Annotated in this window: 17 protein-coding genes and 1 pseudogene; 7 read left to right on the plus strand and 11 right to left on the minus strand. The window is 28.2% G+C overall.

Translation table 11 applies throughout. The features are described 5' to 3' along the window. Positions 1 to 145: 145 nt before the first annotated feature. The 4 genes and pseudogenes from CLFE_RS24380 (at position 146) to CLFE_RS11510 (ending at position 6,310) form a co-directional block, all read left to right on the plus strand. Positions 146 to 1,177 (plus strand): annotated as a pseudogene (locus CLFE_RS24380) (AbiH family protein). Between the two features lie 1,066 nt (positions 1,178 to 2,243). Continuing rightward, positions 2,244 to 3,623 (plus strand): TldD/PmbA family protein, encoded by a 1,380-nt coding sequence (locus CLFE_RS11500; protein ID WP_077892571.1) that lies wholly within the window; start codon positions 2,244 to 2,246, stop codon positions 3,621 to 3,623. Position 3,624: 1 nt separating this feature from the next. After that, the gene (locus CLFE_RS11505; protein WP_077892570.1) at positions 3,625 to 4,989 is read left to right on the plus strand and encodes a TldD/PmbA family protein; all 1,365 of its coding nucleotides are present in this window, start codon (positions 3,625 to 3,627) and stop codon (positions 4,987 to 4,989) included. Positions 4,990 to 5,323: 334 nt separating this feature from the next. Next, positions 5,324 to 6,310 (plus strand): tyrosine recombinase XerC, encoded by a 987-nt coding sequence (locus CLFE_RS11510; protein WP_077834003.1) that lies wholly within the window; start codon positions 5,324 to 5,326, stop codon positions 6,308 to 6,310. Between the two features lie 71 nt (positions 6,311 to 6,381). Here the strand turns inward: CLFE_RS11510 and CLFE_RS11515 are convergent, their stop codons facing one another. After that, complete coding sequence (locus tag CLFE_RS11515) at positions 6,382 to 6,774, minus strand: hypothetical protein (protein WP_077892569.1); 393 nt, start codon at positions 6,772 to 6,774, stop codon at positions 6,382 to 6,384. Positions 6,775 to 6,963: 189 nt separating this feature from the next. Between CLFE_RS11515 and lexA the strand changes: the two genes are divergently transcribed. Beyond that, positions 6,964 to 7,575 carry a transcriptional repressor LexA gene (gene lexA, locus CLFE_RS11520; RefSeq protein ID WP_077834005.1) on the plus strand — a complete coding sequence of 204 codons (612 nt, stop codon included), beginning with the start codon at positions 6,964 to 6,966 and terminating at the stop codon, positions 7,573 to 7,575. Between the two features lie 33 nt (positions 7,576 to 7,608). On the opposite strand, the gene CLFE_RS11525 is transcribed toward lexA, so the two are convergent. From CLFE_RS11525 to miaB, 6 genes are all read right to left on the minus strand, one after another. After that, positions 7,609 to 8,889, minus strand: a complete 1,281-nt coding sequence (locus CLFE_RS11525) for a methionine gamma-lyase family protein (RefSeq protein ID WP_077834006.1) — start codon at positions 8,887 to 8,889, stop codon at positions 7,609 to 7,611. An 89-nt stretch (positions 8,890 to 8,978) separates the two neighbouring features. Beyond that, a complete protein-coding gene (gene hfq, locus CLFE_RS11530; protein WP_077834007.1) occupies positions 8,979 to 9,224 on the minus strand; it encodes an RNA chaperone Hfq in 246 nt (81 codons plus the stop codon). Between the two features lie 60 nt (positions 9,225 to 9,284). Continuing rightward, complete coding sequence (gene miaA, locus CLFE_RS11535; protein WP_077834008.1) at positions 9,285 to 10,214, minus strand: tRNA (adenosine(37)-N6)-dimethylallyltransferase MiaA; 930 nt, start codon at positions 10,212 to 10,214, stop codon at positions 9,285 to 9,287. A gap of 23 nt (positions 10,215 to 10,237) precedes the next feature. Next, a complete protein-coding gene (gene mutL / locus CLFE_RS11540) occupies positions 10,238 to 12,100 on the minus strand; it encodes a DNA mismatch repair endonuclease MutL (protein WP_077834009.1) in 1,863 nt (620 codons plus the stop codon). A gap of 17 nt (positions 12,101 to 12,117) precedes the next feature. After that, positions 12,118 to 14,751 carry a DNA mismatch repair protein MutS gene (mutS, locus tag CLFE_RS11545; RefSeq protein WP_077892568.1) on the minus strand — a complete coding sequence of 878 codons (2,634 nt, stop codon included), beginning with the start codon at positions 14,749 to 14,751 and terminating at the stop codon, positions 12,118 to 12,120. A gap of 29 nt (positions 14,752 to 14,780) precedes the next feature. Continuing rightward, the gene (miaB, locus tag CLFE_RS11550) at positions 14,781 to 16,106 is read right to left on the minus strand and encodes a tRNA (N6-isopentenyl adenosine(37)-C2)-methylthiotransferase MiaB (protein ID WP_077892567.1); all 1,326 of its coding nucleotides are present in this window, start codon (positions 16,104 to 16,106) and stop codon (positions 14,781 to 14,783) included. A gap of 178 nt (positions 16,107 to 16,284) precedes the next feature. Between miaB and CLFE_RS11555 the strand changes: the two genes are divergently transcribed. Continuing rightward, a complete protein-coding gene (locus CLFE_RS11555; protein WP_139355765.1) occupies positions 16,285 to 16,452 on the plus strand; it encodes a hypothetical protein in 168 nt (55 codons plus the stop codon). Between the two features lie 96 nt (positions 16,453 to 16,548). On the opposite strand, the gene CLFE_RS11560 is transcribed toward CLFE_RS11555, so the two are convergent. From CLFE_RS11560 to CLFE_RS11570, 3 genes are all read right to left on the minus strand, one after another. Then, the gene (locus tag CLFE_RS11560; protein WP_077892566.1) at positions 16,549 to 17,424 is read right to left on the minus strand and encodes a GNAT family N-acetyltransferase; all 876 of its coding nucleotides are present in this window, start codon (positions 17,422 to 17,424) and stop codon (positions 16,549 to 16,551) included. A 76-nt stretch (positions 17,425 to 17,500) separates the two neighbouring features. Next, on the minus strand, positions 17,501 to 18,553 hold the full coding sequence (locus tag CLFE_RS11565; RefSeq protein ID WP_077892565.1) for a CotS family spore coat protein: 1,053 nt from the start codon (positions 18,551 to 18,553) through the stop codon (positions 17,501 to 17,503). A 166-nt stretch (positions 18,554 to 18,719) separates the two neighbouring features. Further along, a complete protein-coding gene (locus CLFE_RS11570; protein ID WP_077834014.1) occupies positions 18,720 to 19,097 on the minus strand; it encodes a phage holin family protein in 378 nt (125 codons plus the stop codon). 237 nt (positions 19,098 to 19,334) lie between these two features. Between CLFE_RS11570 and CLFE_RS11575 the strand changes: the two genes are divergently transcribed. After that, positions 19,335 to 19,694, plus strand: a complete 360-nt coding sequence (locus CLFE_RS11575) for a helix-turn-helix transcriptional regulator (protein ID WP_077834015.1) — start codon at positions 19,335 to 19,337, stop codon at positions 19,692 to 19,694. Positions 19,695 to 20,286: 592 nt separating this feature from the next. Here the strand turns inward: CLFE_RS11575 and CLFE_RS11580 are convergent. Then, entirely contained in the window at positions 20,287 to 22,212 is a 1,926-nt protein-coding gene (locus CLFE_RS11580; RefSeq protein ID WP_077834016.1) for a bifunctional 4-hydroxy-3-methylbut-2-enyl diphosphate reductase/30S ribosomal protein S1, read from the minus strand. Positions 22,213 to 22,228 lie beyond the last annotated feature (16 nt).

Consider the following 22,228-nt stretch of genomic DNA (forward strand, 5'->3'; position numbering starts at 1 on the left):
CACAATTAAGAATGAGCATTGCTGAAGAGCAGTGCTTGTTTTCTATTTACTAAATAATGAGTAATGAAAAATGTACTTGCATATACTTTATTGAATCAGTAAGTTTTACAATGAAAAGGTAATTAAAGAAGGGAGAGGTATTATTTTGAATTTAAATATTATAGGAAACGGATTTGACCTTTATCATGGGTTACCAAGTAGTTACTTTTATTTTGGTTCGTATCTAATTGAAAATAATTCAAGTCTATATGATGAACTATCAGATATGTATGGATTTAAAAAAGGTATATATTATGGCTTTCCTGGTGATGATTTTTATTATTCAGTAGAAGGTTTTTTTTGGAAGGATTTCGAAACACATTTAGGTGAAATTAATGAATCTTGGGTAGAGGAAACACTTCAAGATGACTTGGGACTTGAGTATGATGATCCTCCTGTTGACTTAGAAATGTATCAGTATGATAATGCTAAAGAAATAAAGAAAGCTTTATCTTAATGGATAAAAAATGTTGTAGATAAAAAAGAAAACTATAATATCATTCGAGCTAAAATAAAAAAATATAAATTCAAAGTACCTTTGAGGAAAAATGACATATATTTATCATTTAACTATACACATACACTTGAGGAAATTTATAGAATTAATCAAGATCAAATTTTACATATTCATGGAGAAGCGCTAGAATATACGGAAAATACGTTGGTTATAGGACATGGTAATGGTATAAGGATTCAAGAAATAAAAAAAGATTTAGAAGAATATGAAAAAGATTATTTTGATCAAGCATCTTGTAATAGAGAAAATGAATTGAAATGTATCTTGCATAATTTAAGAGAATTACGTAAAGATGTAAATTTGTATATTAATAATTGTGATACTTTTTTAGATAAGAAAATAAAACATAAATGTATAGACACAATTAAAATTTATGGATTATCAATGGGAGAGGTCGATTTACCTTATTTGATAAACATAAGAAATAAATTTCTAAACGCAAAATGGAGTTTTTCATATTATTCACAAAATGACTTTTATAATGTAAAAGAAATTGCAAAAAAATATTTAAGTTTAGAAGATGGTCAATATGAACGATTTGAATTTTATAATAGATATTCGCATGATATTGAGTCTGAAATTGTAGCTTTGCATAAAATTAAACAATTTAAAAAAATATAAATATGATAATATTGAATGTGAGCATACTATATGTAATTAAGTCTGCAACTAAATAACAAATGATCCTAATTTATTTCTTGAAGTAGTGAACAAATTTTTGCATATATCCAAAAGTGGAATTACAACATAGAACAATTTATAAATATTATGTTGGAAATATAATTGTCACAAAGATGGCAAAACACTACTCAATTTAGTTTGAAAATCATGTGAATACAGGAGTATATAATATGAGTAAACTTATTGAACAGATGAAAGGTTATATTAAAGCATTTGAAGCCCTTAATAACACGGAAACCATGAAGGTACAGACTATGTAATTAAAAATAGCAGTAATGAATAGATTCTATTTTGTATAAATGATTAACATCTGATATTTTAAAAAACTGTAATATACTAATATTCTAAGAGTAAATTAAGAAAAAGTTTTTTAAAACTACAGGTGTTAACATATATTTTGAATCCAAAACTACAGGAGATACTATACTTTTTATTAATACAGGTATAGCAGATTCTTGTATGTGGGAAGGACCGTTTAATTTTATGGCAAACCATTTTAATGTTATTATATTTGATATTTCAGGTTATGGTTTAAGTGTATTCACTGGTGGGAGTTTTTTCTTATAATGATATTATTAATGAATTACTAAAATACCTAAATATAAATTATTGGGGCATCTTTTGGTGGGAAAATTGCTGTTGATTTTGTTTTTGCAAATAAAGATAAGTGTTTGAGTTTTTAGCATTAGCATCTCATGCACTTAGTGGCTAGCTATGAAGAGTCTAAGTATTTGCAGGACTATCAAACAATAGAAGAAAAAATGTTACAAGAGAAAAGTTTCTAAGAAGTTGCAAAGTGTAATTTTTATATGTGAGTATTCCGAAATAGACATCACAATAGTATTGATGAAAGTATAAAAGGTATGCAAAAAAACATTCTAAAGAATTATAAATTGAAAATGATTTTTTAATATATTTGTAATGGTCCATCTGTTTTGCAATTACCAGATTTATACTATATAATAGTACTAACTAAGGCTATATACCACATAAGGAGTTGATAATTATGATAAATAAAACTTTAATTCAAGATGTGCTAGAGGCATCGCTAAAAACAGGTGCAGACTTTGCAGAAATATTCGTAGAGGATACCATATCAAATGATTTATTTATGAGCAGTTTAAAACTAAAAAAATCTACTACAAGTAGAGAATTTGGGATTGGTATAAGAATAATTAAAGGATTAAGAAGTGTATATGCTTATACAAACTCAAAAGATAAGGAAACTCTTTTAAGAACAGCTAAAGAATCCTCTCTTGCACTAGGAGATTTAAGTTTAAATAAATCTATAGTATTAAAAGAAAGATTGAATTCAAATATCCATCCTGTATTATATGTTCCATCCTCTGTTGGAATTTCTGATAAAAAAGCTATAATTGAAAGAGCATCTCTCTCTGCAAAAAACTATGATAAATCTATAGTTCAAGTAGAAACTACCTATAAGGACTCTGATCAAAAAATAATAATCGCTAATAGTTTTGGATTATACACTACAGATAGAAGAATACATTCAAGAATGACTATAAAATCTGTAGCAAGTGATGGGATTGAAAACCAAACAGGATACATTGCACCGGGAAGAAGTATGGGTATTGAAATGTTTGATGTCATAAGTCCAGAAAAGTGCGGAGTAGATGCTAGCGAAATGGCAATAACAATGTTAAAAGCAAAACCATGTCCTTCAGGAAAAATGACAGTTGCTATAGAAAATGGTTTTGGTGGTGTAATATTTCACGAAGCTTGTGGTCACGCACTAGAAGCATCATCTGTATCCAAAAATCTATCAGTATTTTCAAATAAACTAGGTGAGAAGATAGCATCTAACAAAGTTACTGCTGTAGATGATGGAACTATAAAAAATGCCTATGGTTCTATAAATATTGATGATGAAGGCAACCCTTCGGAGAAAAAGGTACTAATTGAAAATGGTATATTAAAATCATATATGGTAGATTATTTAAGCGGAAAGAGAATGGGTGTTAAAGCTAATGGTAGCTCAAGGAGAGAATCCTACAAATTTGCACCTACGTCAAGAATGACAAACACATATATAAAAGAAGGGGAGGACGACTCTTCAGATATTATAGCCTCTATTGATAATGGACTTTATGCTAAAAGAATGGGTGGAGGGTCCGTTAATCCTATAACAGGTGAATTTAACTTTTCAGTACTAGAAGGGTATCTTGTTAAAAATGGTAAAATAAAAGAACCTGTAAGAGGTGCAAGTTTAATAGGAAAAAGCACAGAAATATTAAACAACATAGATATGGTTGGAAAGAATTTAGCTTTAGGCTCAGGTACATGCGGTGCAGCCAGTGGTAATATTCCTACAAACGTTGGTCAGCCTCTTATACGCGTGTCTGAAATAACTGTTGGGGGGCGTTAAAATGGATATAAGGGAATTTAAAGAAAAATTAATAGAAGAAGCAACGAAAAATAATATATCTTCTTATGAATTATATTATGAGTATATTAGCAATTTAAACATAGCTAGCTATAATTTAGATATAGACAATTACGCTATAAGTAAAACCTTTGGAATTAGCTTTAGGGGGATATATAATGGCAAATTAGGTATGGCATCTACAGAAATTTTAGATGACGCTTCTATAAATTTTCTTATAAATGCTGTCATTGATAATGCTTTGAATAATGACAGTACAGAAAAAGAAGTGATTTTTAATGGGAAAAATCAGCAGTATCATAAGGTTGATACCTTCAATGAAAATTTGGCGTCAATTTCGGCAAAGGACAGACTAGAGCTTTGTCTCAATCTTAGTGAAAAAGCTCAAAATTATAGTTACGATTCTAAATTCAAGTTAAAAACAGTTATGGCAGAGGTTAATTATGTAGAAAAGGAATATGGAATAATTAACTCAGAGGGATTGAACTTAAATTACAAATCAAACCATGAGTCTTCTATAATAGAAATAGTTTTAAACAAAGGAGAGGAGACTAATACAGATTACGCATATGCCTTTTATAAAAGCAAATCAGATTTAAATGAAGATGAACTTGTAGAAAAAGCTATAAAGAATACCATAGGTAGGTTTGATGGAGAAACTGTAGCTTCTGGAAAGTATAAAATTGTAATAAAAAATTCTACCTTTGCACTTATGCTAAGAACTTTTTGGGGGATCTTTAATGGAGAAAATGTAAACAAGGGAATTTCTTTATTAAAGGGCAAATTAGAAAAAGCAGTGGCTAGTAATTCAGTAACACTTATAGATAATCCGTTATTAAATGCAATAAACTCAAAACCTTTTGATGCGGAAGGAGTAGCAACAAAAGAAAACACCATTATAGAAAATGGAGTTTTAAAAGGTCTATTTCATAATATAAAATCAGCAGAGGAAGATAATACTGTTAGCACAGGAAATGCATCAAAAACAAAATACTCATCATCCATAGGTGTTTCCCCAACTAATCTTTATATAGAAAAAGGGAATAAAGACTTTGACGAAATAGTAAATAACGTAGGGGATGGTATTCTTATAAATGACCTTCAAGGAACACATTCAGGAGCTAATGTTGAAACTGGTGATTTTTCTCTTTCTGCTAAAGGAACGCTTATAGAAAAAGGAAAATTAACAAAAGCTGTTGAGCAGATAACTATTTCAGGAAATTTTTACACTTTGCTAAAAAATATAGAAGAGGCTGCAAATGACCTTGAATTTTATCCTCCAAATTCCACAGGAAACTTTGGAAGCCCTAGTATTGTAGTGAAAGAAATATCCGTGTCAGGAAAATAAAACAAAACTGGTAAAAATAATTTGATTTATTTTTACCAGTTTTTATTTTTTTAATTTCCAGTAAAGTAGAACCCCTAAACATAGGTAGTTGATAATAGCTTTCACTTGATTATCAATAAAATGGGTAGGAGTGAGAAAGTTTTCTAAACATATATTTGAGTTTTTTTAAGGCTTTTTTGAAATAGATTTTTATATATGTACATAATTATGATTTTACAAAAAGTATTTTTAAATTTTACATTAAAAAAGTAACTATAAAAAGAAGGATTTCGCCCCCCTTTTGTAGAATATTTATTCGTAAAATAGGAATTTGACGAAGTAAAGGAGGTTTTTTATGAAATATTCATTGAAACAGATAAACGATCCACTCTTACCAGTATCTTTAAACAACTTTTTAAATTATCTAAGAACTATTAGAGGTAAATCCGAAAAAACTATTTATAACTATAAAATAGACTTGATTCTATTTTTTAGATTTTTAAAACTATATCGTGGTCTATCTCAAAATGAGGATTTTGAAGATGTTGTAATTAGCGATATAGATGGAGATTTTTTGAAGTCCATCTCTTTAGAGGATTTATTCGCATTTTTGAGTTTTGCTGAGGAATTTAGAAACAACGGTACTTATGCCAGAGCAAGAAAAATAGCTGCACTAAGATCTTTTTTTAAGTACCTTTCGGGAAAAGTTAAATTAATAAAAGAAAACCCTACTTTGGAATTAGAATCACCTAGTATACCTAAAAGAAATCCTATATACTTAACACTTGAAGAAAGTGAAGCTCTTTTAAATGTTATAGATGGACCTTTTAAAGAAAGAGATTATTGCATAATGACTTTGTTTTTAAATTGCGGTCTTAGGCTATCGGAATTAGTTAGCATTGATATTTCCAAAATAAAGGGAGATACTTTAACTATTCGGGGAAAAGGAAATAAGGAAAGAACCATTTATTTAAACGAAATGTGTATAAAAACCATAGAAAATTATTTGCCTGTAAGAAATAAAAAAGCTGCACTTATAAAAGAAAATGACAAAGATGCTCTTTTTATAAGCAGAAAACTTGGTAGAATAAATCAGCGAACTATAGAACTCATGGTAAAAAAGTATGCTAAAAATGCAAATTTAAATTACGAAAAGCTTACCCCTCACAAATTAAGGCATACTGCTGCTACTTTAATGTATAAGTATGGAAATGTGGATATTAGAAGTCTCCAGCAAATACTAGGCCACGAAAGTGTATCTACCACTCAAATTTATACTCATATAGATGATGAAAATTTAAGGAAAGCAGTAAAATCAAATCCGCTTAATACTATAAAATAATTACATAATAACTATTATGTAAACTTATAAAAACTAGAAGAAGGTAAATTACAATTACCCTCCTCTAGTTTTTATCTATTCAACTTATCCTTTTTTAAGGTAAATATACCTGGTGATGTTTCGTTTATATACTTATTTCTTTTGTCTTCATTGTTTAAGATGTCATTCAATCCGTCTATATCGTCTATAAATTCAAATTCAAGCTCTTCATGTTCATCATTTTCTTCTATATAATCATCATCATAATCATGCAAAATTTCATCATTTTCTCCTACTATCTCAGCACTAACTGGTGTCTCATCATCTATGACATTGTCAATTAGTATAGACCTTGTATTTACATTGTCTGGATTAAGACATTTACCACAATTGTTGCATACCTTATTTGGATCCAAATCACACTTGTCACATTCACCACAATTAGTACATGGTTTATTTTCATCTAATATACAAATCTTATCCATAAAAAACTACCCTTCTTTAGAGTTTTTATACAATACAGTATATTGTATCAAATATTCTATTTCATTTCAATAACTAATATAAAATTTTTAGTTTGTTGAAAAACAGAACATAAGTTTGCATAGTTATATATATTATGCTATAATTTAATTTAATAATTAGTATATTAAAATTCTTGCGGGGTGTGTAAATTGGCTGCTGATAAAACAAGAGACGTTCAAAGTGAAATATATGAATTCATAAGGCAAGAAGTTCTAGATAAAGGATATCCACCTTCTGTTAGGGAAATCTGTGCAAAAGTTGGTTTGAGTTCAACTTCTACAGTACATGGTCACCTTTCAAGACTTGAAAAAAAAGGTCTTATAAGACGTGATCCTACTAAACCTAGAGCTATAGAGCTTATAAAGGATCCTATATCAAAAAGGGAAATGATTGATATTCCTATAGTAGGTAAGGTTCAAGCGGGTCAGCCTATTCTTGCTGTTGAAAATATAGAAGATTATCTCACTATTCCATTAAATTTTGTAAAAAACACAAATGAGCTTTTTATATTAAAAATTAGTGGAAATAGTATGATTGAAGCTGGTATATATGAAGATGATTTAGCCATTATAGAAAAAACAAATTATGCTCAAAATGGTGATATAGTAGTAGCTTTAATAGAAAATGATGCAACCATAAAAAGATTTTTTAAAGAAAAGAATCAAATAAGGCTTCAACCAGAAAATCATACTATGGAACCTATTATAGTTGACAATTGTGAAGTAATAGGTAAATTAGTAGGTATATACAGAAGATATTAAAAATAAGTGACTTTCATTGAAAGCCACTTATTTTTAATTTATTAATTTGGAAAGAGATATAAGCACACCTAACTTTGCATGGTCAAAAGTTAATCCTCCTTGAAGATAACCTATATATGGTTCTCTTATAGGAGCATCTGCAGATAATTCTATTGAAGCGCCTTGTACAAAAGTACCTGCTGCCATTATAACTTTATCTTCATATCCGGGCATATCCCATGGTTCACATTGTACAAAAGAATCTATAGGCGATGCATATTGGATTCCCTTTATAAAATCAATTAATTTTTTCTCATCATTAAACTTAATAGCTTGTATTATATCTGTTCTCTTATCATTATATTTAGGAAGAACTTCAAAACCTGCAAGTTCCATTATTCTAGCACAAAACACAGCACCTTTGACAGCTTCAATAGCAACATGTGGAGCCATAAAGAGTCCTTCATAAAGCTGTCTCATAACTCCAAATGTAGAGCCACACTCTCCCCCTATTCCTGGAACTGTAACTCTAAATGTAGCTTGCTCTACATATTTCTCTTTTCCTACTATGTATCCACCTGTTGTAGCTATTCCTCCTCCAATATTTTTTATTAAGGAACCTGCTATTATATCAGCTCCAACATCTGTAGGTTCTTTTTCTTCTATAAATTCACCATAGCAGTTATCAACAAAAACTATCACGTTTTCTTTAACGCTCTTTATTTCTTTAATTATTTCTTCTATTTCATTTATTCTTAGAGATTTTCTCCATCCATATCCTGTAGAACGTTGTATATGAACTAACTTTATACTACTGTCTTTTTTTAGTTCTTCTTTAACGGATGTTATATCAACCTTACCGTCTTTTAAATCCACCATTTTGTATTTAACACCAAATTCTCTAAGTGAACCTACCTTTTTGCTATCATCCATTCCTATTATATCGTGAAGAGTATCATAAGGCATACCACAAATAGACATCATAGTATCATTAGGACGTAAATTTCCAAATAGAGCTGCACCTATAGCGTGTGTTCCATTAACAAAATGAGGTCTTACGAATGCGCTTTCAGCGTTAAATATATTGGCATACACTTTATCAAGTGAATCTCTACCTATATCATTATAACCGTATCCACTAGAATTAGTAAAATGTGATTCACTTATTCTTTCTTCTTGAAAGGCAGCTAAGACTTTAAGTTGATTACCTTCTCTAATTTCATCATAATATTTAAATTCTTTTTCCACATCATCTAATGCTTTTTCATATAAATCTAATACTTTTTCATTAATTTTGTACTTATTCACAAGTGCTTTTTTTGTAAATTCTAGCATAAACTTCGTATTCCTCCTGGTTAAGACAAGTTTTTAATTACACACTCAAAAAAGAGGCAATCAAAAAACTTGCCTACTTTCTCTATAATTTATTCTTCATCCTGTTGTGGCTGATTAAACAATATTGGCCTTAAAGGAGTTATAGTAGATACTGCATGCTTATATATCATCATTTGTTTTCCATCACTTTCAAGTATTACCGTAAAACTATCAAATCCCTTAACATTACCTCTCATTTGAAATCCATTTGTAAGATGAATTGCAACAGGTATTTTATTCTTTCTTGCACTATTTAAAAATATATCCTGCAAATTATTTGTTGACTTGTTATTCATGATACTCACCCTCCGTTTATTTTACATAATTAATATTCTATAAAAAACTTTAAAATCCTTTTAAATTTCTTCCATAGAAGATAGAATTTTAAAAACTATATCATCATCATTTTTATATCGGTCTTTGTCTATCCAAATAGCCCTCTTATCTTTTCTAAACCAAGTAAGCTGCCTTTTTGCATAGTGCCTACTTCCCTTCTTGATAAGGTCTATTGCTTCGTCAAAGGAAATATAACCTTCAAGATAAGAAAGTATTTCTTTGTACCCTATTCCCTTCATAGATTGCATATTTGAATTATATCCCATATCCCTTAATTTTATAACTTCATCAACAAGACCATTTTTAATCATAATGTCTACTCTTAAATTTATTCTTTCATATAATTTTTCTCTGTTCATATTTAATATAAAATAATGAATGTTATAAGGTATATCGTATAAATCTACGTTACTATTTAGTTCGCTTATAGTTTTTCCTGTTATTTTATATACCTCTAGTGCCCTTATTACTCTCTTTAAATCATTTGGATATAATTTTCTATATGAATCTATGTCTATATCCTTAAGTTTTTCGTGAATATATTCCTTACCCTTATCTTGTGCAATAGATTGTAGGTGTTCTCTATATTTTTCGTCTTTATATGCTCCAGTAAAATCATAATTACATATTAAAGAATTTATATATAGACCCGTACCACCAACAATTATAGGATATTTTTTTCTACTTGTTATATCATCTATAGCGTTTTGAGCTTTTTCTTTAAAGCTTGCAACACTGAAATCTTCAGAGGGTTCAACTATATCTATTAGATGATGTTTAACCCCTTTCATTTCCTCTTTTGAGACTTTAGCAGAACCTATATCCATATGCTTATATATTTGCATTGAGTCCGCAGATATAATTTCCCCATTTATTTTTTTGGCTAATTTTATTGATATATCAGTTTTTCCTACTGCTGTAGGTCCTGCTATGATAAGTATATCTTTCATACTAAATTCATCCTTAATTAATTCTATTGAATTCTTTTAAATTTCTTTTCAAAATCATTTACTGTTAATTTTATAATAGTTGGGCGTCCATGTGGACAATTAAATGGATCCTCAGCAAATCTTAAATCTCTTACTAAACTTTTCATTTCATCGTGTGTAAGCTCATGATATGCTTTAACAGCTGATTTGCAAGCAGCTGTTGCAATGCTTCTATATTTAACGTCAGCTGTCTCACCACTTCCCATGTTTTTTAAATTATCAATTATTTCCAAAAACAAATCTTTTACAAGAGGTTTTCCCAAGAATAACGGAACCTCTTTTATTGCAACAGTATTATCTCCAAAATAATCAATAATAAATCCAGCACTTTTAAATACTTCTTTATTTTCGTCGTAATAAAGAAAATCTTCAGGAATTAATTCTACTACAGAAGGAGTAATTAAAATTTGTGATACAACCCCTTTGGTTTTAATTTCTTCTCTATAACGTTCAAATAGTATTTTTTCATGAGCTGCATGTTGATCTATTATATATAACTGATCAAAGCTCTCGGCTAAAATATAAGTATTATTAAATTGCCCTATTATTCTAAGTTCAGGAAACTTAGGCATCTTACTAGTAATTATATCATAACTCTCTTTTTCTTGGGAGTTTTCTTTTATTATATCTTTTTCTACAGATTTAAAATTAGTATTTTCTATAGCTATCTCATCAATACTTTTACTTTTAATGCTACTTTTTAAATCTATGGGTATTTGAACTTGTACTTTAGGTATCTCATTATTAAAATTGTCTCTTTGAATTAATTCTTCTTTATAATTATTTACCTTTACTTCTTCCTTTAAATCAGAAAGCTTATCTTCTTCTTTTTCTAATTCTTCAACTTTAAAAGATTCCTTTAAGCTGTTTTTAATTCCTTCATGTACTGTATCAAAGATAATTTTAAATATGTCTCTTTCATTTTGAAACTTTACTTCTGATTTTGTTGGATGCACATTTACATCTACAAACTCAGGAAATATATCTAAAAATATTACGAAGAAAGGGAACTTATTTATCATCATAAAAGACTTAACTGCATTTTCAACAGCAGCAGTTATTAATTTATTTTTTATATATCGCTTATTAATAAATATACTCTGATTGTTCCTACTACCACGGCTTATTTCAGCATTTCCTACATACCCATGAACTGATACTAAATCTGTATGACGTTCAAAGCTTATAACATTATCACATATTTTTTTACCATATATGGCTCTTATAGTATCTAATAAATTGTCTGTTGAGTACGTTGTAACTACTCTCTTACCGTTATTAACTAATCTAAAAGAAACATCAGTATGTGCTAAAGCCAAACGATTTATTATATCTGAAATAGAAGAGGCTTCTTTTGCTGTAGATTTTAAGAATTTTTCTCTTGCAGGAACGTTATAAAATAAATCACGTACCTCAATATTTGTTCCTATATTAGTTCCGCAATCTTTAACATAATCAATACTTCCACCACTTATAGATATTTCTCTTCCAAATTCATTTTCTTTAGTTCTAGACTTTAGTGTGGTTTTTGATACAGAAGCAATACTCGGAAGTGCTTCCCCCCTAAATCCTAAGGTGCTTATAGAATATATATCTTGAATCTTTGATATCTTACTTGTTGCATGTGGCATAAAAGCTTTTTCTATATCATCTTTATCTATACCGTAACCATCATCAAGGACTTTAATAAGGGTTCTTCCGCCGTTTTCTATTTCAATATTAATAGTTTTAGCTCCAGCATCAATACTGTTCTCTACAAGCTCTTTTACAACAGAAAATGGCCTTTCTACTACTTCTCCAGCTGCAATTTTATTTGAGGTATCTTCACTCAAAATATTTATTCGCAAAATTTCACCTTCTTAATCTAAAGTTTTTTAGCACGCTTTACAAATTCATATAGTTTATTCATACATTCTATTGGATTCATTTCCATTATCTCAGTATTTTTTAGTTCACTTAAAATATTTTCTTTTTCAACATAGTTAAAATCTATCTGATAAGAATCGTTTTTATTTTCTTTAGTAACCTTTTCTGTTTTATCAACGGATTTAATTTCTTCTTTAACTTCCATTTTAATTTCTGAAGTTTTAGATTTTTCTTCTTCTAAATCTTTAAGTATTTCTCTTGCACGTACTAAAACAGCTTCTGGAAGACCTGCAATTTTAGCAACCTCAATACCGTAAGATTCATCTGCTCCCTTTGCTACTATTTTTCTTAGGAAAATTATATCATCATTCACTTTTTTTACTGCAATAGAATAGTTTTTAAGTCCCTCTATCTTACCTTCAAGTTTTGTAAGTTCATGATAATGAGTTGCAAAAAGGGTTTTGCATTTTAATTCTTTACTTTTGCAGATATATTCTATAACAGCCCAGGCAATACTAAGTCCATCATAAGTACTTGTTCCACGTCCTACTTCATCTAACAATATCAAACTATTTTGGGTGGCATTTTTAAGTATATTAGATACTTCCCACATTTCAACCATAAAGGTACTTTTTCCTGCATTTAAATCATCTGACGCACCAATTCTAGTAAAAATCTTATCACATATTGATATTTCAGCAGAAGAGGCAGGAACAAAACAGCCTATTTGAGCCATAAGAACTATAAGCCCAACTTGACGCATATATGTAGATTTTCCAGCCATATTAGGTCCTGTTATAAGCATCATTGTATTGTCAGAATTATTTATTACTGTATCATTAGCTACAAAATTACCATTAGCAATAACCTTTTCTACAACAGGATGTCTTCCTCCCTTTATAGAAAGCATCCCATCATTTTTTATTATGGGTTTGCAATAATTATTTTCTCTTGCTACATCTGCAAAAGAACTGATACAGTCAAGTTCTGATAATATTTTAGCACTACTTTTTATCCTATCTATTTCTTTTTCTATTCTTTCTCTTATCTCTGAAAAGACATTATATTCTAAAAGAACTAGCTTTTCCTCAGAACCTAGAATCTTTTCTTCCATTTCTTTAAGTTCTGGTGTTATATATCTTTCACTATTTGCTAATGTTTGTTTTCGTATATATCTTCCTTCGGGTACTAAACCTAAGTTTGATTTTGTAATTTCTATATAATATCCGAAAACCTTATTATAACTAACTTTAAGTGATTTTATTCCAGTAACTTCTCTTTCTGAATTTTCAAGTGATGCAATCCACTGTTTTCCATGTGATTTAGCAAGTCTTAGGTCATCTATATCTTTATTATATCCAGTTTTTATTATATTTCCCTCTTTTATAGATAGTGAAGGATTATCATTTATAGATTCATATAACAAACTATATATATCACTAAGGTCATCTAAATTATTTTCCATGTTAATCAGAAGATCAGAATTAAAATTTTTAATTATATTTTTTATTGTTGGTAATTTTTCTATGGATCCTCTTAAAGATATCATTTCTTTTGCATTTACACTTTTGGTTGATATTTTTCCTGCTAATCTTTCTATATCATATACTTGTTTTAATGCTTCTTTTAAATCTTCATTATAGGATACCTTAGTTAACATTTCTTCTACAGCATCAAGCCTTAATTTTATTTTATTTTCATCGATTAAAGGTCTTTCTATCCATTTTCTGATTTGTCTTCCACCCATAGCTGTACTGGTCTTATCAAGCACCCAAAGAAGAGATCCTTTTTTACTTTTGTCTTTAAGGGTTTCTGTAAGTTCCAAATTTCTTCTTGAATTTATATCAATGCTCAAAAAATCAACTATTTCATATCTCTGAAGTTCATCAATATGAGTAAGAGCAGTTTTCTGAGTATCTATTATATATTTTATAAGACCGTTAGCTGAGTTTTTAAGAATGTCTGTCATATTAACTTCAGCATAATTTGAAAATTGAGCCTTTAAGTTTTCGTTTCTATATTCTTTAAAATAGTCATCTTCAAATCTATTATAAACAATATCAAATCGCTCTTTTATTTTATCTATAAATTTATCACTTACACTTTGCTGAAGAACAATTTCCTTAGGCGCAAACTTTGAAATTTCGTTCAACAAAATTTCAAGATCTAGTTCCGCCTCTGTACAGTTAAACTCACCTGTTGATATATCAGCAAAACACATAGCTAAATTCTGTCCATTAATAAATAAAGACATTATATAGTTGTTTTTCGTATCTTCAAGAAAAGATGAATCTGTATATGTTCCAGGTGTAAGAACTTTTATAACATCTCTTTTTACAATTCCTTTAGATGCAGCTGGATCTTCTAATTGTTCTGCTATTGCTACTTTATACCCTTTAGAAACAAGTTTACTAGCATAAATAGCATATGCATGATGAGGGACTCCACACATAGGAGCCCTCTTTTCAATACCACAATCTTTACCTGTAAGTACTAATTCTAATTCTCTTGAAACCATTTCTGCATCTTCAAAAAACATTTCATAAAAGTCACCAACTCTAAAAAACAAAATACAGTCCTTGTAATTTTCTTTAATAGATAAATATTGTTGCATCATAGGAGATATACCCATATTAATCATCCCTCAATCTCGTAGTAAATTTAAACTTCTTCTCCCACTAAAGAAAAAGCTTGAGCCTTAGTTATTTTAAGGTTTATAAGTTTTCCTATAGAATCTTCAGCGCCTTTAAAATTAACAAGCTTCCCGGTTCTTGTTCTTCCCATTAATTTTGTATTATCATGTTTGCTTCTGCCTTCTACAAGAATCTCTACAATCTTACCTTCATACTCTTTATTCTTCTTTTCACTTATTAAATTTACGGTCTCAAGAAGTCTATTGAATCTTTTGTGTTTAATATCATCTGGAATTTGATCTGTATATTCAGCAGCTGGTGTACCCTCTCTTATTGAATAAAGGAAAGTAAATGCTGAATCATATTCTACTTTTTTTACAAGATTTAAAGTATCCTCAAAATCTTGTTCCGTCTCTCCAGGAAAGCCTACTATAATATCTGTAGTTATAGCCGCATCTTTTATTCTAGTCTTTATTTTATTTGCAAGAGTTATATAATCTTCCCTTGTGTAACATCTATTCATCTTCTTTAACAAATTAGTTGAACCGGATTGAACTGGAAGATGAATATGTTCGCATACTTTATCACATTCAGCTATTGCATCTATAACTTCATCCGTTAAGTCCTTAGGATGGGATGTCATAAATCTTATTCTCAAAAGACCTTCTACATTATTAAGTCTTCTTAAAAGACCTGCAAAATTTATTTCTTCTTCTAAGCCTTTTCCATATGAATTAACATTTTGACCTAAGAGAGTGATTTCCTTGTACCCATTTTTAACAAGTTCTTTAATTTCATTTTCTATATCTTCAGGTTTTCTGCTTCTTTCTCTTCCTCTTACATATGGAACTATACAATAGGTACAAAAATTGTTACAGCCATACATGATAGTTACAAATGCTTTCATATCATAACTTCTATGTATAGGCATGCCTTCCACAATACCTTCTTCTTTATCCCATATCTCAACTACAGAAGTTCTTTCGTTCTCAACCTTTTTTAAATATTGGGGAAACATTTGTGTATTATGAGTTCCCATAACTATATCAACAAAAGGAAATCTCTTTTTTATGTGTTCAGCCATATCTCTTTGCTGCATCATGCATCCACACACGGTGATTATAAGATTAGGATTCTTATCCTTTAACTTTTTTAATACCCCTAAATTACCGTATACCTTTAACTCTGCATTTTCCCTAACACAGCATGTATTAAATATTATTAAATCTGCATCTTCTCTATTGTCTGATTCATTGTAGTTTAATTCTTTAAGCATTCCTGCGAGCTTCTCAGAATCTTCAGCATTCATCTGGCAGCCCCACGTTTCTATGAAAAATAGTTTATTTTTATCCATAATTTCCTCCTGGTTTTAAGCTTACGTATATTATTTTTAATTATAAAATATCAGTTAAATATTATATCATACATTTGTGAATAAAATCAAAAAAACATATAATCTGATTTTTAAAATTTGAATAATTAATTTGAAACTGAAAATAATATTAATGAAATAAATCAAAGGGGGTTTTAATATGTATGATGCTAAGTTATTAGAAAATAACGATAAACAAGCTGAGAAAGATTTGATTAGATGCAACTGCATATGTGATATAGGCTATTTCAATAATCACAGAAATATTAAATTAGTTAGTGCTACATCATATCACGTACCAACTGAAGGAATATTGAATTTGAAATAGAAATTTTTAAATTTATAATTACAAACCCTTATACGTTTATAGGGTTTCCACATAAAATAAATTATATGATGGAAACCCTATGTTTTAATGTATATTCTACTTTTTATTATTCTTTTCAAATTTAAGGTACTCTATTTCTTTTACAAATCCCATACTAATGTATAAATTTATAGCTGGAATATTATTCATGTCTACTTTTATATACACGGTTTTATAATTTCTATTTCTTAATACATTTAATATGTAACTTAAAAAGTAGCGCCCATACCCTTTGCCTCTATATTCTTCTATTATTCCAAAATTCACTATAGTAATATTATTATACTCTAATATAAATTGACCATAGCCTATTTTAAATCCATTTTTACATAAGAAAAAGGATCCATCATCAACATAATATTTTTGAGTCTCATCATAGTATATATCTTCAATAGATAGCGGTATTCTTCCTTCTGCATCAAATATTTTATTTTGAATGTAACACCTTATATTTTCATCTCGTGATTTTACGAAATTTTCAACAGTTATATCATTTGGCTTTTCTACAAAATTAATGGTCTCAAGATCTTTTTTTAACTCCATATTTCCTCTAACTATATTAAATCCTAAATTTTTTAGCACAAAATAATTATAATCATTCTTTTCACATTTATATGAGAATTTACATCCTGTATTAAAAAAATCTAACAACGTATTATAAATCTCTCTTTTTAGTCCAAATTTTTTTTCAATATACATTGCCTTTATTTCAATAGTGTTTTTATTTTTCTTTTCTAACCAAGCGTATCCAGCATATTCTTTATTAAACTTTAAAATATTAACATTTTTCTTTATAAAGAATCTTTTTATTAATGATGTTTTATTATATACAGCAAAAAAATCTTTATTTAACACATTGAAATACTTTCTCTTTTTGTTAAACTCTATAAACAAACCCAAATTTTTATCATTCAATTTTTCACAAGTAAACATAATACCCTCTTATTATATTCATTATTAATTTAAGTATAGAATTTATGAATTTTTATGTCAATTAAATTTTATAATTTTACTGATATTCAACTGAGTAATTAATATAGTTTTGAATAAAATTATTTTCATATTTATTATTTGAAACAATTTTATCTAATCTATTTATATACTTGTTTTCAGACCAATTTTTATGCTTTACATATCTCTTGTTGCCTAATTTCCAAAACTTATGTGGAAAGACTATTAAAGCTAACATTATTTCTATATCATCTTTGCTTAATTTATTTACTGAATTATATCCTTCGATTATGGTTTTTGCTTTCTCAAAATCCCACATATATTCATTTTTACTCATTAATCTTCTTATCATCTTACCTAAATCTGTTATTGGTAAATCTATTATTATACTATTTAAATCTATTATATAGTACATATCTTTATTTTTTATTATATTTTGATAATAGAAACTATTATGGCATACTGTTTTTTTAAAATTAAAATTTTTCATAATATTAAAATAAGATGACTCATTAAGTATTTTTATAGAAAAAAGTCCCCTATCATAATAAGTATCTATAAGATCTTCATACATAAAATCAAATTTATTTTTTATCTTTTTACCTTCTATTATCTTTTTAAATTCTTCCATATCATGAATGGATTTCGTAAAGCTATTAACCCAATTTTTCGAATTGCTTTTTTTTAGTTTGATTTTATGAAGGTCTATTTTTTGAGTTGCCAAATGAAATTTAGCTAAGAGCTTCGCTGCTTTAACAGCCTCATTTATATCATTTAAATTACACTCCTCGCCATCTACCCATTCCATGAGATAAAAAGCAAGATTCTTATAGGACACTATGAGTTTTCCTTCTTTTGTTGCAATATACCTAGCTAAATTATGAAACTCATTTTTTTCAAGTTCTCTTACTAAATAATTCCCATTTTCTACTTTTTTAAACTCATGACTTATTTTTTTTAAGCAAACAGTATTTGTCTCTGTTTTTATTTTATATATGCTTCTTATTTTTTTTATATGAACTAATTTTAAATCATAATTACTTAATATTCTCTTAATCATTTTTAATTCTCTATCTTTTATCTCTATGACTAAATTTTCTGTTTCGCTCATAATATCTCCTCCCTAAAAAATGTATACAATAGAATATATTATAACAAAACATAAATTAGCACTTAGAAATAATTATATTCTAAATTACATTTTAGAGCCCAAAAAAAAATCGAAACCCAATTGCTTTTCGATTTAAATAAAATTCAAACTAAATATAGTTTAAATATCACTTATTTTTTAAATCTTCTAATGTTCTCATAAGTTTTTCAGGCATTGGAAGTCCTAATTTACTGCAATTTTCAAGAATATTTATTCCTTCATTAGCTACATAGAAATAGCATGTAAACGTCCTAAAAAGCCAAGTTCCTTTATTCACAAGTCTATCTAATAAAACTGCTACAATAATAACCACTAATATAGATAATATTTTTGCAATACCCATGTAACATTGCCTGAAATTTAATTTTTTCTCAACAGCTGAAATTACTATATCCCCCAAATAGTCTATTATCATAAAAAATATTAAAACCATAAGAGGAGTATCCCAACTACCAAACATGTAACTTGACATTCCTTGCATGCACGTAAATATAACCCCTAACATTTTTTTCACCTCCACTTTGTAAGGTATTACTTTTTTACTAATGTATGGTTATTATCCTTGTGATTTTATTATACTTCGTAGCGCAAATAAGCGCAATTTGTATCTATACATTTTATGGTGATATATGAAGAATAAGTTTAATATACTTCGTTTTTCAATGTTTTTTAAAGTAATAGCATTTTGAATAACAGTAACAAATGTGCTATTATGTGCTTAGATGAAAGGGGTACAGTAACAATGGAGTTAATGGAGTTACTAAAAACGGATAGAATTAATAAAGGCATGACTCAAAAAGATTATGCTAAAGTATTGAATATAACAAGAGGAACGCTATCTCACCTTGAAAAAGGAAGGTCGCCAAGTGCGGAAACAGCAAAAAAAATTTCCTCTTATTTTAACAAACCTATTTCGGAGTTGATTGGATCAAAGAAAATCAAAAAGCTTTCTGAATTAGAAACAACAAATATGCTTATAAATTCTTTAATTAAAAAAAAAGAAATTACCAAAGAAAAGATAACTGATGAAGCAAAAAAGCTTATATGGGCATCTTTAGAATTGGAAATAAAATTAAAACTTCAAATGAAAGAGAGTCTTTAAACCTCTCTTTTCTTTTTGTCTTCAAAAGAATCAATATTTTTATTTATTGATTCTTGAATTTCTAATAATTTTAAAATAATTATATCAATTTCGTTCATATGTAACACTCCCAATACACTTATAAATTTTAAAAGACAACTAAAGTTTAATATCTTCAGAGCACATATGTGTGAAATTTTTATATTGTTATAGAAATTTACTTACTATAACTCAAATAATTAGACGCTAGAAGAAACAGATTAACAGTATCATTGAGAAATAAAAATTTATGGTTTAATAATTTTACGTCTATAGCTTTTTTGTTTATACCATAATTATACAACTAAAATTTAATTTTTCAATGATGTAATTGCTAATTTTTAATTATTATATTTTAAAAAGTATTTTTGAAAACCATTACATTACTATAGTATTACATTATAAACCCTTAATATTACTAAAGTTTTTATTTATTTTATATTCAAGTATATAATATTAATATTTTAAATAATTAAGAGTATTAATTTACCTTTTTACTATTGTTTCTAATTCAGATTTGTAAATTTTATCAAAAAAATAAGGCTTCTCTATAGGAAACCTTATTTTTGATATTTTATTCTTCAACTTCTCTTATACTTAAACCTATTTTCTTTTCATCAGAACTTACTTCTAATATTTTCGCTTTAATTTCTTCACCTATTTCAAGGGCATCTGATGGTTTTGCTATTCTTTTATGACTTATTTCTGAAATATGAACTAAACCATCAACTCCTGGTTCAAGCTCTACAAAAGCACCGAAGTCTGCAAATCTAACAACTTTACCAAGTACAACAGAACCTACAGGATATTTCTCTTCTACATTACTCCAAGGATTTTCAGTCAATTTTTTAATACTTAATGATAACTTTTTATTTTCCTTATCTATGCTTAATATATATACTTTAATTTTATCTCCTATTTTAAGAACATCTGCAGGCTTTTCAACTCTTCCCCATGATATTTCAGATACATGAAGAAGTCCATCTACACCTTCTATTTCCACAAAAGCACCAAAATCAGTTAATCTCTTAACTTCACCTTCAACTATTTGCCCTTCATCTAATTTATTCCAAACGGTTTCTTCTACTTTTTCTTTTTCCCTACTTAATAATGCTCTTCTAGATGCTACTATTTTAGTTTGTCTTTTCTTTGTTGAGTATTCAATAATTGCTACTTCAAAACTTTTTCCTATATACTCTTTAAGATTATCAACATGAAATAATTCTACATGTGATGCTGGAATAAATACTCTTATACCTTTGTATGAAGCAATTACTCCACCCTTTACATCTTCTTTAACTACAACATTTAGAGTAGTCTTATTTTCAAAAGCATCTTTAATATCTTTATATCCTTGTTCTCTTTGAAGCTCTTTTACTGATAATACTACATAATTGTCCGCATCTTTTAATTTTATAATTTTTGCTACAATTTTATCTCCAACTGTAAATAATTCTTTTAAATCTTTTCCATCATCATCTATTTCACTTTTAGGTATTATTCCATCTCTTTTATAATTTATGTTTAAAAATACTTCTTTATCAGAAACCTGAATAATTTCTCCCGTTACCGATGCACCAACATAAATTTTCTCTTCATTTTCAGCTATAAACTTCATTGCATCAGCCATTTCATTATTTGTCTCATTTGAAATTTGATTTTCACTCATTTTATTAATTGCCTCCTCAATAATCCAATCAGGTGTTGAAGCTCCCGCCGTTACACCTATGTTGATACTGTTTTTATTTTTTAATATGTTCTCAGGTATTTCGCCCGAATTTTCTACATGAATAGTATCCTTACAATTAGCTTTACATATTTCGTATAATTTGGTTGTATTTGAACTTTGTTTTCCACCAATAACAACCATAACATCTACTTTTTCAGAAAGATCATTCGCTATTTTTTGTCTTTCCGATGTAGCATTACATATTGTATTAAAAGATATAACTTCATCTACTTTACTTTCAACTTCACTTAAAACTTTTTCCCAGTTTTCAAGCTTTTCTGTAGTTTGAGAAACAATGCAAACCTTTGAGCCAATATCTTCTAAGCCTTCTCCCTTTTTAGAGATTATGGCTTTATTATTGCACCAACCATTGATTCCAATTACCTCTGGATGATTTTTATCTCCAACAATTACTATATCATATCCAAGTTCACTGTACTTTCTAACTTTTTCTTGAATTTTACTTACAAATGGACAAGTTGCATCAATTACAGTAAGACCCTTAGCTAAGAGCATATCATATACTTCTTTAGAAATTCCATGTGATCTCACAAGTATAACATCGTTTTCTTTTAATTTATCTATTTCTTTAATTTCAATAGGATATATGCTACTATTCTTAAGCTTATTAACTACATCATTGTTATGAATTAACTCACCTAAGGTATAAATCTTTTTATTATATTTCTTTTGAGTTAAAATTGCCATATCAACAGCTCTCTTTACTCCAAAACAAAAACCAGCTTTTTCAGCAAGTATAACCTTTCGCATTTACAAACTTAACCAC

The sequence above is a fragment of the Clostridium felsineum DSM 794 genome, from assembly GCF_002006355.2.
GTDB classification, from domain to species: domain Bacteria; phylum Bacillota; class Clostridia; order Clostridiales; family Clostridiaceae; genus Clostridium_S; species Clostridium_S felsineum.